Origin of the sequence: Paraburkholderia sp. HD33-4 (genome assembly GCF_021390635.1) — a bacterium.
Taxonomy (GTDB): domain Bacteria; phylum Pseudomonadota; class Gammaproteobacteria; order Burkholderiales; family Burkholderiaceae; genus Paraburkholderia.
In genome coordinates this window covers 2,250,352-2,264,321 of sequence record NZ_JAJEJS010000001.1, presented here as the reverse complement: position 1 = coordinate 2,264,321, position 13,970 = coordinate 2,250,352, and the positions used below count along the sequence as shown (strand labels likewise).

Sequence of the window (13,970 nt, the reverse complement as noted above, 5' to 3'; positions counted from 1 at the left end):
CGATGACCGACACCACGACACCTCCTTCGACTCCGGAGCGGTTGCGATTGGACCGGCCCCTGGAGTGGGGCGAAATCCCACGCGACAGCACAGCCGAAAAGCAGTTGCGCGAGCTATGGGAAACGCCGCCCGGCTGGCGCGGCTGGCTCTCGACGGTCGATCATAAACGCATCGGTCTGCGCTATCTGGTCACGGCATTCATCTTCCTGATCGCGGGCGGCGTCGAGGCGTTGATCATGCGCGTGCAACTCGCACAACCGAACGCCACGCTGCTGACACCCGAGCAATACAACCAGTTGTTCACGATGCATGGCGTGACGATGATCTTCCTGTATGCGTTACCTGTGCTGTCGGGTTTCTCGAACTATCTCTGGCCACTGATACTCGGTGCGCGCGACATGGCGTTTCCGCGTCTGAACGCGTTCTCGTACTGGATCTTTCTGTTTGCCGCGATCTTCCTCTATGCCAGTTTTCCGCTCGGTGAGGCCCCGAACGCTGGCTGGTTCAACTATGTTCCGTTGTCGAGCCTTCAATACGACACCGGCCCGAATATTGACGTATACGCGCTCGGCATGGTCCTGCTCGGCATTTCGACGACGGTCGGCGCGGTCAACTTTGTCGTGACGTTGTTGCGCATGCGCGCACCTGGCATGTCGCTCGACCGCATCCCGGTGCTCGTCTGGGGCACGATGACCGCGTCCTGCGGAAATCTCGTCGCGGTGCCGTCCGTGAGTCTCGCGTTTCTGATGCTGTGGATGGACCGTCGCGTGGGCACGCATTTCTTCGACGTGCTGAACGGTGGCCGCGCGTTGATGTGGCAACACCTGTTCTGGATCTTTGCCCATCCCTGGGTTTATGTCGTCGTGTTGCCAGCAATGGGCATCGTTTCCGACGCACTTCCGGTGTTTTGCCGCAGGCCGTTGGTCGGCTATGGACCGGTTGCATTGTCGACCGTCGCGACGATGCTGATCGGCTTCGTCGTGTGGATCCATCACATGTTCGCGACAGGCTTGCCTGCGCTCGCGCTGTCGCTGTTCGGCGCCGCCAGCATGGCGATTTCCATACCGAGCGCCATCGCCACGTTCGCGTGGATCGCGACAATCTGGTGCGGGCGGCCCATATTCCGCGTGCCGTTCTATTTCTTGGCGGGCTTCGTGCTGCTGTTCGTGATCGGCGGCGTGTCGGGCGTGATGACCGCTGCTGTGCCGTTCGACTGGCAACTGACCGATACGTATTTTGTCGTCGCGCATCTGCACTACGTGTTGCTTGGCATCAACGTGTTCCCGGTCATCGGCGGCGTGTACTTCTGGTTTCCAAAGATCACCGGACGCATGATGAGCGAGCGGATCGGCAAACTCGCTTTCTGGGTGATGTTCACCGGTTTCAACGTGGCGTTCTTTCCGATGCACATTGCGGGACTGCTCGGCATGCCGCGCCGCATCTACACGTATGCGCCCGATATGGGCTGGAGCACGGTGAACCTGATTACGTCCGCGGGTTCGTTCGTGCTGGCTATAGGTATCCTGATCTTCCTATGCGATCTGCTGTACAGCGTGCGGCATGGCGCCCCTGCGGGTTCCAACCCGTGGGACGCCGGCACGCTCGAATGGTCGACGACGTCACCACCTCCTCCTTACAACTTCGCGGTTGTGCCAACCATCGCAAGCCGGCATCCGCTGTGGGAAGGGCGGGGCGAACCTCAGGAGCAGCATGAGGCGCGATCGTCGCTACAGGAGGGCCTGATACTCGATCAGGGCAGGGAGGCACTCGGAACGACGATCATGGAAGCGCAACCCGATGTGATCCTGAAGATGCCGGAAGACACGTGTACGCCCTTTGTACTGAGCGTGTTCGCGACGCTGTTTTTCGCGGGACTCGCGTTGCTCGAATGGTGGTTCGCGGCGTCGATGCTGGTCGGCTGTGCGGCGGCGATCATCGTCTGGCTATGGCCCGAACGCAGCCTGATCCAGCGCGAACCGCAGCATGTGCAGGACGCCGGGAGCTGACATGAGCGACGCGTTGCGAGGCGAGATTTATAGCGGTCCGGCGCGCCTGCCAGTGGGCAGTGCAGGGCAGCGCTCGGGCGGCTGGTTCGGCTGCCTCGCGTTGATCGTCACGGAAGGCTCGTTGTTCGGATATCTGATCTTTTCATATCTGTATCTGGCATCGCAAAGCGGCAACATGTGGCCACCGGAAGGCCTGCCGAAGCTGGGACTCGGCGGCGCCAACACGGCGATCCTGCTGTCGAGCAGTGTCTTCGTCTGGTTATGCGAACGCTGCGTAAAGCGGCGGCGCATTCACTGGGCCGTGATATCGATGAGCATCGCGCTAGTGCTCGGCGTGACCTTCGTCGGCATTCAACTCAAGGAGTGGCGCAATCATCCGTATGGACCGACCACGCATCTGTACGGATCGCTGTACTTCACGATAACGGGCTTTCACATGGCGCATGTGATCGTCGGTCTGGTGGTGCTGGCGCTGCTGCTGCTGTGGACTGCACTCGGCTACTTCGACGAGAAACGCTGCCTCGCGCTGACGATTGGTGGACTGTACTGGCACTTCGTCGATCTCGTCTGGCTTTTCATTTTCACCACGCTCTATCTATCGCCTTATCTGTTGAGGGGGCGAGCATGAGCGGCACTCCGACCCAGGCACGTCGCAACGGCGGCGATCACGGACATCGCACGGAAAATACCGACCGCAACCAGGCGCCGCGCTTTCACGTGTGGCGGTTGTTGATTGCCACCCTCGCGACGCCGCTTGCATGGTTTGCGCAAATGCTCATCGGAGAAGTGCTGACCGCGCAGTCCTGCGCGCTTTCCGATCCGAATCATCCGGTGACGCCGCCGTCGTGGGTAATCACTGCGCTGATCGCCTTGAGTGCCGTTTGTTTCGTTGTGGGCGTCGCGGGAATTGTGGTCGCGTGGAGGACCGTTGCTTTTACACGCGCGCAATTGCAGCAGTCGTTGCAAGGTCGCGCGCACCGGGTTGCCGAACTCGAAGCGTTTCTCGCGCGAATCGGCGTGCTGTCCAGTGCGATTTTCATGTTCGGACTGATCGTCACCTCGATCGCGGTGGCGATGGTGTCGTGGTGTGGGCGATGGTGACGACAATGAACCAGCGAATGATTATCGCCATTGGCATCGCTGCCGTTGCAGGTGTGCTGTTCGTTGCAGCAGGTGAAACTCCGCGCCGTGCGAATGCTACCGCTAATGCGAATGCGCAAACACCCGGCGTCCCTCCCGATCGCGAGCAGACGGTGCTGATCGCCAAAGGCGAGTATCTCGCCAAAGCCGCCGATTGCGCCGGCTGCCATACGGCGCCGCCGGGCGGAGCGTCGGGCAAGGAACCGTTGCACCCGTCGGCGCCACTCGCGGGTGGCCTCGCGATCAATTCGCCGTTCGGCACGATCTGGTCGTCGAACATTACTCCCGATCCCGTTGGAGGCATCGGACGCTACAGTTACGACGATTTCCAGCGGGCCGTGCGAGACGGCGTGGCACCCGGCAACCGGCGGCTCTACCCTGCGATGCCTTACCCATCGTTCGCGAAGATCAGCGACGACGATATGCACGCGCTCTACGCATATTTCATGCACGGCGTCGCGCCTGTTGCGCAAGTGCCGCCGCATACGGCGTTGCCGTTTCCATTCAATCAACGCTGGGCGCTGGGCCTATGGAGTCTGACGTTTGCACCTGACCACAGGTTCGTCCCGGAGTCGGGGCGCAGCGCCCAATGGAATCGGGGTGCTTATCTGGTGCAATCGCTCGGGCACTGTGGAGCGTGTCATACGCCGCGCGGGCCCGCTTATGAGGAACGCGGTTACAGCGAGCATTCGCGTCTGTACCTGACGGGCGGCGAGAACGATCACTGGTTCGCGCCGAATCTGAGCGCCGACAACGCGTCGGGCCTTGGCCGCCTTTCAGAGGACGAGATTGCCGCTTTCCTGAAGCGCGGACATGGCGGCGGACTGGTGACGTTCGGCAGCATGGTTCAGGTCGTCGAGGACAGCACCCAGTATCTGTCCGACGATGATTTGCAGGCGATAGCACGCTATCTGAAGAGTCTGCCTGCGCGTGAGCCGTCCGGACACTACGGCGATGGACGCACCGCGACGCAGATGGTGCGCGCGATCGCTTCGGGAGAAATCGAGCTGCCTGGCGCCGGCATTTATTGGGGATTCTGCGCCCGCTGCCACCACGCAGATGGATCCGGCGAAGCGTTCAGGTATCCGCGTATCGCGGGCAATCCAGCGGTGTTGAGCGCGAATACCGACTCGCTCGTCAGGCTGCTGGTCGAGGGCGGCGAAGCACCGCTTACGGAATCCGGCCCGCAGCCGAAGAAAATGCCGTCTTTCGCGGGCGATCTGACCGATGCCGAAATGGCACACGTGCTGACCTTTGTACGCAACGCATGGGGCAACACGGCAGCGCCTGTTACGACACGCGATGTGGCTAGTGTCAGGCGATCACTAGGCAAATAGAAACGGGAAGCACGAATTTCCGTTCGGATTCTTGCGGGTCTGGGGCTTGCTCCATGATGGATCACGGAACTGTACGGCGACGGACAGGGGAGAAAAGGCGATCAAATCGCACCACACCCTTGACCCGACTTTTCAGCGGAGGAGGAGAATGGACCTGCAAAACAGGACTGCGCTCGTCACGGGCGCGGGCTCCGGCATTGGCAAGGCGAGCGCGTTGCATCTCGCGGCTGCGGGTGCCCAAGTGATCGTGCACGCGCACAAAGACGACGAAACGAGGGCGACCGTCGACGAAATCGTCCAGCGTGGTGGTACGGCGTTTGGCTTCACTGCCGACATACGCGACGAATTCGGATTCGGGCAGGAACTCGATCGCGCGCTTTCTCAGGCGGGATCACTGGACATCGTCATCGCGAACGCGGGCATCAATGGCGTCTGGGCGCCGATCGACGAACTGAAGCCGGCCGAGTGGGACAACACGATCAACACGAATCTGCGTGGCGCGTATCTGACGCTGCATCTAACCGTGCCGCATCTGAAGCGTGCTGGCGGCGGGTCAATCGTCATCATTTCGTCGATCAATGGCACCCGAATGTTCAGCCATGGCGGGGCCTCCGCTTATTCGACGACCAAGGCGGGCCTGCTGGCGCTCGGCCAGATGGCCGCGCTCGAACTTGCGAAGCACCGGATTCGCGTGAACATAATCTGTCCCGGCAAGATCGACACCGAAATCGACGCGAACACACAAGCGCGATCGAGCGATGAGGCGTCGGAGCCGGCCGAGTATCCGCAAGGAAAGATCCCGCTCACCGACGGTAGGGCGGGCAGCGGCGATGATATCGCCGAGATGGTGGTGTTTCTTGCGTCCGATCGTGCGCGGTTTATTACCGGCACGCCAGTTTGGATCGATGGTGGGCAATCGTTGCTGGTTGGCTAGCGCGGATGCGATGGCGTTTTCAGCGTGACAAACAGTGGCAGGCCGATGTGCGGGGCGGTGTCGAGGCGGCTGTCGTTGCGCTTGACTCGAGGACCACAGAATGGCGACCGCAAGGAGGTCGCTACCCGGACCGGCAGGGTTCTCTCATCGGGGTCGCTGATATCAGAGTCCCTGGCTCGGCATTTTGCCAACGAATCCTGGTAATCCGGCTGCCGCTTTGCTCCTGGCGAGCTTGATCGCCCGCCGCTGGATGGTCAGGAATTCGTCTTCGCTTTGCGGATAGGGCAGGCACGTACGGAAGAGGTCAGCCCACCTGAACTCCTCGAGCGGAACAGTGGTTTTTTCGTAGCCGCCAGCGTCGCGCACTGACGCTGCAAGGCTGCGGTATGCATCGTCTTCCAGTTCCCACACATGCTCGGGCATATCCGCGAAACTCTTGCGCTGCCCCTTGGCGTTGTATGGGTAAGTCCAACGATGGTCGTCCATTGTCAACCAGAACTCCTGATACGACAGTCGAGTCAAGTCGGCCATCAGTACAGCGGGCATCGCCTTTATTCCTACGCGCCACAAGGCGGTCGCCACGTGATGATGGTCAATCGCGAACGGCGCGCCGCGTGGCCCGAGTACTACCGGCACCGGCTTTTCAGCGATCGCCATTTCCAGGTCGTGACCAGTCAGCGACTCATAGAACTGCACCTTTACGAGTATCTCGCGAAGACCGTGTGTGAGCTGAGTCGGGCGAATGTCTTTTATGGCCACCGTTTTCAATTTTTCCTCCCGTTTTCGTCTTGAGCGCGGCTGAACTGTTCGAGCAGAAACTTCGCGAGATCAGGGGAACCACGATGCTCTGGCACATGTGCAGCATTGCTCTGCAGGGTGAAAAGTTCCTACCTTTTCCAAGACGCATGTCGTGTTCCTGGAAACGGGCGGAAATGTGACCTCTGCCAAACAAACAACGCTGTCCCGTCTGGGAGTCTATCGACACGGGAGGAGAAGACCTGGTCCATGCGGAGCTGGGAGGACCTTCGACGGACCTTCAGGGCGCGGGAGCGTTGCCTGTTCAGTTAGTCGGAGAGGTAACCGAGTCGAGTGTACTGTCACACGTGACGTACTCGAGCAGCAGCACTTCTAGCTTGAGCGGAGTGCAGGTGACGAGCACGCAATCCGCACGGTTCGAGGCGGCTATAAACGGCTTTACTCTGTCGCGGAAAGGTTACCCTCACAAGGCGCCCCACACGTCATATTCACCACTGACTCGCTGGCTGCCAAGGTCAATTGGCGGTCATTGAAGGCTGGTGATTTTTAAGCTCTACAAGACCGGCGAAATCATTCTCCGAGTATCTCCATCAGGGTGCGCGCGTTTCGCTGACCCTGGTCTTCGCGGCAGTTATTGAAAATGACGTGGGTCTTCGCCGCCCGTCTGGCGACATCGCGGATAGGCCCGGTTATCTGTGCGAGTTCGTCATCGCTGTAATCATAGTCAAAGCGTCCCGCGGCAGTCGCCGCACCGGTTGCGCTCCACTTTTCCGCATCGCGCCCATGCAGCCGTACAAACGCGAGGTCAGGATTGGTCACTTCCCACAAGGTGTGCGCACGGTTGGTAACCGTTTCCGGAGCGTCCATAATGACGTGGACAAGCTTACGTCGCCGCAGCAACTCCAGTGTGTCGAAGGCGTGCCTGTCATTGAGCCACGATCGGTTGCGAAACTCGACCGCGACGGTGTAATCCTGCATCCGGTCCGCGCACTCTTCGACATGAGCGTTTCCTTTGGGGCCGCGCATCAGCCACGGAGCAAACTGGAATAGGACGGCGCCAAGTTTGCCGGCGTTCCGTAACGGTTCAAGCGCTTCGCGATAACGCCGCCACAGTTCATCGAGGACTTCTGCTGGAATGTCGCGGTAATAAAGGTTCTTTTTTCCGGTCCCCGGAATTGCCATCGCGATGTCCTTCGGTAGGGACTCCCGCACGGTCTGATGGCCTGTCAGCAGCCGAAACGCCTTGATGTCGAACGTGAAGTCGGAAGGAGTACGGTCTACCCACAATGCCGAGTTCGATGCTGAAGGCATTCCGTAGTAGCTTGAATCGACCTCGACCAGGGGAAACTTGGACGCGTAGAAACGTAACCGTGCTTCGGCGGTTCTACAATCAGCCGGATAGAATCGCTTGCAAGCGATGAGCGTTTTGTCGGTCCAGCCAGCGGACCCGCAAAGTATTTTCACGGCGACTCTTCCGTCAGCTGCTCTTGCGGGACCTTCGTCATAGTAAAGTTTGCCAATCGAGTAGGGACTCCGTGGCACACCGGTCAGTCCTGACTCAATCTTGATGCGATTGCGATTTGTCGTCGATGTCCTGCGATATGCGTCCAGCCTAATCTTCTTCCTACGGTATTTGTTGCGCCGAACGAGTAACCGCTCCGGAGGCCCCTAATGCCAACCTCGACCCTAAGCTGGCTTTCGGCTGCCTCGTGGGACCCGACGGACATTTATGGCGAGGGCGCCGTATGCTACGGTTCAGTGTGGGCCGACTTGCCAGGCAAGAGAGTGTCGCTTTACCGTTCCCGAGTCACGACCAAGCGCGACCGGAAGTTGGGCATCGGGCGAGCCATCGCCGTCCGGGTTACTGCTTTTTGGCGGTGTCGATTTTTTCATCGGCGGCTTTCTTGTTTGCGTCGTTTTGCGCCTCGACCTTGTCCTTGTTGGCCTTGGCCTGAGCGACGTTCGCGTCGTTGGCGGCGTCGAGTTTTTTCTTGTCGGCCTTAGCCTGCGCATCGTGCTTCTTCCTGTCGGCCTTGGCTTGCGCCCGCGCTGCATCTGCGCGTGCGTCGGACGCTTCCCTCGGCGTCGTTGCCTTTTCCATCTTCGCAGCTTTCTTGTCTGCGTCCGCCTGAGCCGAAGCCTTGTCTTCGTTCGCTGAGGCCTGAGCCTTGTCGGCGTCTGTCTGGGCTTCCGCCTTCTTCTTGTTAGCGGTTGCCTGCGCTTCACTCTTCTCGCTGTTTGCCTTCATCTGAGCCTTGTCGGCTTCCGATGGCGTCGCGGTTTGTGCGAGCGCCGTGGAAACGAGCAGTACGGATGCGAGAGTTGCGACAATCTTCTTCATGGTTTTCCTCCCTGGGAAATGGCACTATCGCGGGCAGTGCTGCCCGCACTAACGTTAGAGTTCGACGAAAACGCCGGAATTGTGACAAACGGCAACCAGCGGCACAAGATGATGGGTAGTCATCCTAACTATCGAGTATTACCGCGCTGCCTCAACGCAAAATTTACCTGCCGACGGTCGCCGTTGGTCGTCTCCAACGGTCCTCCGCACGTCCGTGGGGCTGGCCCGGAGGCGTGTCCCCAGCGTCACGGTTACGGACCAGCATTCGTCGGTGGTAGAACTGGGTGTAACTGCGTTACCACCTCGGGTGTGCATGTGGTCTCCCTAGCCCTTGACGGTGTCATTCATTGCGCAAGTGCCATGCCTGCGTGGAGGAAGCTGTCATCCGGGTAATCCAGGCGGCCTGTAGCAGTAATCATATTCATTTTGAGTTCCAAAGCCGCCAGCACGAGCCCGGCGTCCGTACCGCGAACGCTCCGCAGTCCCTTAGCCTGCGCAAATCTGCGCGAGGAGTTCTGGTCGCGGATCAGCCGGGACCAGCTTGCCAGCCGTTGATTTCAAAATCGCTGCAGTCCAGCGAATTCCGTTTCCCTGCACTGTCTAAGGAAATGGTATTCGTTGGACTAACGCACAGTGCCAGGAAGCGGCGTTCGTCGAGGCACTGACTACGACATTGGGACCACCCGTCAGTTGCGAAAAGCGGCCCATCGACTGATCATCAGCGGGTCAGATGAGACCGCACAGAAGCAGCTAGCTAGACTGCGTCCGCGCCTGATGTCGTGCGCCCAAATGGTGGCATGCCCCTCTCCATACGGTGGCGCACATCGACGCGACATCGGAGCATCCTTAAACTTTCCTTAAGATTGCGTGCCTGGTGTTGAAAGTCCACGCATTTGGGTCGCTGCAAAGAGGCCCACTTTTTTCGAGGGCGCAAAACAGTGACAATCGGTGAGCGTGCAAGTCTGTCCCGGGTGCGCGGCGGCAAGCGCCCATTGACTCTCTACCGCTAACCCGCGCCGCCGGGGATATCACCTTGCTGATCGATCGTGCCCTGGCTAATAACGCTGAACGCCTGCTTGCGATCGTGCCGAGAGTTCGTTGATTCTGAACACTTGTTCGCGACGCGCCAAACGAGTCGTTGCGAAACGGCTGAAACGGAGACAACTCGAACGGTCGGATTAGCCAGACACCGGCTCACACCACTAGGGTCGAACGTCCGCGATGTGGTTATGGAACCGACACTAGGATGGCCGAGCGACGAGGCAGACGACCGCCCCTTCCTGGCCGATTGTCCGCGTTCTTAGCCGGAATCGTTCAAAAGCTCGGCTTTGCCCTCAGGCGGGGGATAGATGCAAGGAGTTTCGCGAGCCTTGCTCGCTGCTCCGGGGTTAGGCCCGGCGTAGCGCTCACCTGCTCAACACGTGCTCGCCAGTAGGTTTGGCTGAAAAGTGATTCTGCACCATCAGCTGACAAGATGCGCTCGAGATGCGCAATCGCGGCCTCCACCGTAAGGCACGTATATGGGCTCTTCATCATTTCAAGCCCAGTTTTGACGTTTGTCATCATCATCCGCTTGATCACCTCCGTCCGTCGAGAAGTGCCCGATTTTGCAGATCCGAGAGCAATCGGGATGCCAGGGCGCATCATTGTCGGTGCAGCTTACCGAAGTACTTTCGGGAAACCGCCATGGACCTTCCGCGATCGTGAGCCACGGCAAGGGTCGTCCAGGCTTGGCGAACTGAAAGCATACCCGCCCCCAACCGCACAAAGCCTTGCTTGCTGTGGCGGACACTCGATGCAGGCCCCGTGGCTCGCCGATCCACAAGTGGCTCGGCGACGCGATCATGTGGCTTGCGGGACTTCACGCGCTCGCTGCGCTTGACCACCATATCCTTCTCAAAGATGACGTCCTGATTACCATGGAAGCGACACGCGTTGGACACACGCAAGCCTTTGCCGTTGCCCAGATAGTATTCTTCGAACCTGAAGGCTAGATTAACGGGCGCAGATCTAGCGTGCCCAACGCTTACTGCTCAATCTTTCGCTCGAGTGAGCATCGTCAGGATAGAACAACCGCTTACCCGCCGGCGAAGCCTGTTGCCGGACATTGGTGACGATTTCCTGACGTTTGAGTACTCAAACTTGACCAGTTCTCTCAACGCTTTGGAAAAAAGCAACCTTTTAAAGTTGTACGCTACCATCGAGAAGGTGAAGTCATGGACGCTTGATGACGTGTAACGCGGGTGGGGAGACCGAGCCTTTGGCGGTAGCGCGGAGCGAAGGACTTCTCAGTCACCTTGCGGGACGGCATCCCGCAGCCGTGTGCGTTTCTGCTGATGCTGTTGGGCGTAGTTGGACCACGTAACCGTGTCTAGTGGCTTTCGATAGTGAGGGAGGCGTGAGCGGTTCAACGTTCGACGGCCCGCGCTCAAGGCAATGGCTTCGTCAAGAAAAATCAGATCGGTCGCAAGCTCCGCGCCTGGCAGGACAGCACGTCGGCAAAGGCGATGAACTCGGCTACTTCCAGTATGACGGATCGACGTACTGCCTTGTTCCAGCCGGATGTCATCAGCCGCTTCGAGCCGTTACCTCCATTGGACGACAAAGGTCCGCCGATCAAGGTCAATGCGCACATCACGACCGCACGCTGACACTCGCCCCTTCTCAACCGATCTGGAATCACTTTTGCTTAGTCAACCCAGCAAGCCGATGAAGTGCATTGCCCGTTCCAGCAGGCATGGCTTATGCCGAGATTGAAGGCATGATCGGATTTCCAATGGTGTCACTGGGGGGATGCGTAGAGCGCGCTGAATGGACCATGTCGACGACCGCGCGAGACAAGCAGGACCCCAAAGCCCCGGACGAAGCGCCCGCGCATTCATGGGCGGCGGATCTTGGGCCGGGACTGGTAACGTCGGCGAGCGACAACGACCCGAGCGGCATTGCAACCTACTCGCTTGCCGGTGCGCAATTCGGCTATGACCTGCTTTGGCTGTGCGTGCTGTCTTATCCATCGATGGTCGCTTTTCAGCTTGTCGCTTCCCGAATCGGGATGCTCACGGGTAATGGTCTGACGACCAACATGCGTGAGCACTATCCGCGCATTTTCTTCTATCTGGCTGTTACACGTTTTCTGATTGCCAATGTTTTCAATATCGCCGCGGACACGGTTGCAATGGGTGTGGCGGCGAATCTTCTGTGGCACGGTTCCGTGCCGGTGTTCGCCGCTTTGGCGACGATGCTGTCCATTGTCTTGCAGTTCACTGTGCCGTACGAACGCTATGCAAAGGTCGTGAAGTGGCTGACTCTCACGCTGTTCGCTTACGTCGGCGTGGTGATCGTGACGCACGTATCGTGGCAGACGCTGATGCTGAGATCACTCGTGCCACATCTGCGCTGGACGGACCACTACTTTTCGATGCTGCTCGCGATACTCGGAACCACCATCAGCCCGTATCTGCTCTTTTCACAGGCGACGCAACAGGTCGAAGAATCGCGGACCGATCCAGCACACGAGCGATCACCGAAGCAAAACCGCCTGCTCGAACAGCGGTTTCGCGAGACGCAGAAGGATACGTTGATCCGGACCGCCTTATCGAACTTGGTCGGATTTTTTATCATCGCTGCGACAGCCGCGACGTTCTATGCGTACGGGCATGATCTCGCCCATATGCAGGACGCTGCGTATGTACTGGAGCCTGTTGCTCACGGCTATGCATCGCAGCTTCTTGCGCTTGCATTCATCGGCACTGCGCTGCTTGCGCTGCCGCCGCTTGCGGGTTCGGCCGCGCACGCAGCGGCAGGCGTCTTTGGAACGAGGGACAAGTCGCTCACAAACCGTCGGGTCTTACTCGCACTGTTGGCTGTGATGGTGCTCGGCGGTGTGCTCGGTGTGGCGCTGGTTTGCGCGCGGGTCGAACCGCTGCATGTCCTGTACTGGGGCGCGGTGGTGAACGGATCGACAGCGACGCCCGTGATGTTCATGCTGGTGCTGCTGAGCACGAAGCGCTCAGCAGTCGGCGATCTGAGCGCCCATTGGGTTCTTCGGGGTCTTTGCTGGCTGGCGACCGCCTGCGCCGGAGCTGCGCTAGCCTCGCTGTTCGTGCTCGAATGGCGATCCTGACCGCGAACCCTGAAAGCGCATGTCGTTACGACTGGAACATGAATTGCTAGGCCGAACAGCGCACGACATCGGCATTTCAAATGCTCAAACAGCGAATTGATCGTCCCCATGCGTCAGCAACGCCCAACGACTCCGGCCGTGGGGCGGTGGTACTCGGCGCGCTGGGCGTCGTGTTCGGCGATATCGGCACGAGTCCGATTTACGCGTTACGACAGGCTGTGGTCGACACAGGCCCGGTAGATGTACAACTCGTCATGGGTGTGCTTTCGATGATCGTATGGGCCATCGTGATCGTCGTGATGTTCAAGTACGCGTTGTACGTGATGCGCGCCGACAATGAGGGCGAGGGCGGAATCATCGCTCTGACGGCGCTCGTCCGCTCAGGATATGAAAGGGATAATCGACAGGTGCCGCGCACCTTGCTTCTGGCCGGGCTCTTCGGAGCCGCCATGTTCTATGGCGACTCGATGATTACGCCGGCCGTGTCGGTGCTGTCGGCGGTCGAGGGGTTGACGGAAATCAGTCCCGTGTTCAGACCTTGGGTCGTGCCCGCCACCGCGGCGATCCTGATTGCGCTGTTTGCTTTCCAGCGAAGCGGCAGCAAGGTGGTCGGGCGTATGTTCGGACCCGTGATGGCGGTATGGTTCGCCTCGCTAACAGCCGTCGGACTGTACCGGATTGCACAGCACCCACAGGTATTGAAGGCGCTTTCGCCGTGGTGGGCGGTTTCGCTGGCTGTCGCTCATCCAGCCACGACATTCACGATTCTGGGCGCGGTCATTCTCGCGCTTACTGGCGCGGAAGCACTTTACGCGGATATCGGGCAATTTGGACGTCGCGCGATCCGCGTTGCACTTGTCACGATCGTGTTTCCGTCCATCATCACCGGGTATTTCGGCCAGGCAGCCACGCTGCTGTTCGACCCCGGCTCGTATCAACAGCCGTTCTTCCGGGCGCTGCCTTCGTGGGCGCTCATCCCCGGCGTCGTGATCGCCATACTCGCGACCATCATCGCTTCGCAAGCGGTCATCTCGGGGGCGTTTTCAATGACGAGCCAGTCGATCGAACTCGGCTTTCTACCCCGCGTGCGGGTCATCGAGACATCGAAAGAGCAACGGGGACAGGTCTATTCGCCCGCCGTCAACGCGATCCTCTTCATGTCGGTGTTGTTCCTGGTGCTGGTCTTTCGAAGTTCGGCGAGGCTGACTTCGGCCTATGGCATTGCAGTTGGACTTACGATGCTGATCACGACTATCCAGATGGTCAGCGTGTCGCGCAACGTGTGGGGACTGGTCCGCGTGGTGCGTCGCGCTCGTCAGCGCACCATTGTTTG

9 protein-coding genes and 1 pseudogene are annotated in these 13,970 nt (G+C 59.4%); 7 read left to right on the top strand and 3 right to left on the bottom strand.

The features are described from left to right. Positions 1-2 precede the first annotated feature (2 nt). From ctaD to L0U84_RS09970, 5 genes are all read left to right on the top strand, one after another. A complete protein-coding gene (gene ctaD, locus L0U84_RS09990) occupies positions 3-2,006 on the top strand; it encodes a cytochrome c oxidase subunit I (RefSeq protein WP_233849594.1) in 2,004 nt (667 codons plus the stop codon). A 1-nt stretch (position 2,007) separates the two neighbouring features. Beyond that, positions 2,008-2,634: a cytochrome c oxidase subunit 3 gene (locus L0U84_RS09985; RefSeq protein ID WP_233849592.1), complete on the top strand. Its 627-nt coding sequence runs from the start codon at positions 2,008-2,010 to the stop codon at positions 2,632-2,634. Further along, on the top strand, positions 2,631-3,107 hold the full coding sequence (locus L0U84_RS09980) for a hypothetical protein (protein WP_233849589.1): 477 nt from the start codon (positions 2,631-2,633) through the stop codon (positions 3,105-3,107). The genes L0U84_RS09985 and L0U84_RS09980 overlap by 4 nt, the downstream gene beginning before the upstream one ends. Before the next feature lie 17 nt (positions 3,108-3,124). Then, on the top strand, positions 3,125-4,483 hold the full coding sequence (locus L0U84_RS09975) for a c-type cytochrome (RefSeq protein WP_233849587.1): 1,359 nt from the start codon (positions 3,125-3,127) through the stop codon (positions 4,481-4,483). A 148-nt stretch (positions 4,484-4,631) separates the two neighbouring features. Further along, entirely contained in the window at positions 4,632-5,417 is a 786-nt protein-coding gene (locus L0U84_RS09970) for an SDR family oxidoreductase (protein WP_233849584.1), read from the top strand. A 162-nt stretch (positions 5,418-5,579) separates the two neighbouring features. Here the strand turns inward: L0U84_RS09970 and L0U84_RS09965 are convergent, their stop codons facing one another. From L0U84_RS09965 to L0U84_RS09955, 3 genes are all read right to left on the bottom strand, one after another. Then, positions 5,580-6,185 carry a ParB/Srx family N-terminal domain-containing protein gene (locus tag L0U84_RS09965; RefSeq protein WP_233849582.1) on the bottom strand — a complete coding sequence of 202 codons (606 nt, stop codon included), beginning with the start codon at positions 6,183-6,185 and terminating at the stop codon, positions 5,580-5,582. 558 nt (positions 6,186-6,743) lie between these two features. Then, positions 6,744-7,637 carry a DUF72 domain-containing protein gene (locus L0U84_RS09960; protein ID WP_233849579.1) on the bottom strand — a complete coding sequence of 298 codons (894 nt, stop codon included), beginning with the start codon at positions 7,635-7,637 and terminating at the stop codon, positions 6,744-6,746. A gap of 397 nt (positions 7,638-8,034) precedes the next feature. Continuing rightward, a complete protein-coding gene (locus L0U84_RS09955) occupies positions 8,035-8,514 on the bottom strand; it encodes a hypothetical protein (protein WP_233849577.1) in 480 nt (159 codons plus the stop codon). A gap of 2,818 nt (positions 8,515-11,332) precedes the next feature. Here L0U84_RS09955 and L0U84_RS09940 point away from each other — a divergent pair. Continuing rightward, the gene (locus L0U84_RS09940; RefSeq protein WP_233849575.1) at positions 11,333-12,637 is read left to right on the top strand and encodes an NRAMP family divalent metal transporter; all 1,305 of its coding nucleotides are present in this window, start codon (positions 11,333-11,335) and stop codon (positions 12,635-12,637) included. A gap of 80 nt (positions 12,638-12,717) precedes the next feature. Then, positions 12,718-13,875 (top strand): annotated as a pseudogene (locus L0U84_RS09935) (KUP/HAK/KT family potassium transporter); the annotation flags it as partial. Positions 13,876-13,970: the final 95 nt, after the last annotated feature.

What these genes read in the sequence shown, in the direction of transcription:
- L0U84_RS09980 (WP_233849589.1), top strand. Translation starts at nt 2,631, where the DNA reads ATGAGCGGCACTCCGACCCAGGCACGTCGCAACGGCGGCGATCACGGA.
- L0U84_RS09940 (WP_233849575.1), top strand. Translation starts at nt 11,333, where the DNA reads ATGTCGACGACCGCGCGAGACAAGCAGGACCCCAAAGCCCCGGACGAA.
- ctaD (WP_233849594.1), top strand. Translation starts at nt 3, where the DNA reads ATGACCGACACCACGACACCTCCTTCGACTCCGGAGCGGTTGCGATTG.
- L0U84_RS09955 (WP_233849577.1), bottom strand. Translation starts at nt 8,514, where the DNA reads ATGAAGAAGATTGTCGCAACTCTCGCATCCGTACTGCTCGTTTCCACG.
- L0U84_RS09975 (WP_233849587.1), top strand. Translation starts at nt 3,125, where the DNA reads ATGATTATCGCCATTGGCATCGCTGCCGTTGCAGGTGTGCTGTTCGTT.
- L0U84_RS09970 (WP_233849584.1), top strand. Translation starts at nt 4,632, where the DNA reads ATGGACCTGCAAAACAGGACTGCGCTCGTCACGGGCGCGGGCTCCGGC.
- L0U84_RS09985 (WP_233849592.1), top strand. Translation starts at nt 2,008, where the DNA reads ATGAGCGACGCGTTGCGAGGCGAGATTTATAGCGGTCCGGCGCGCCTG.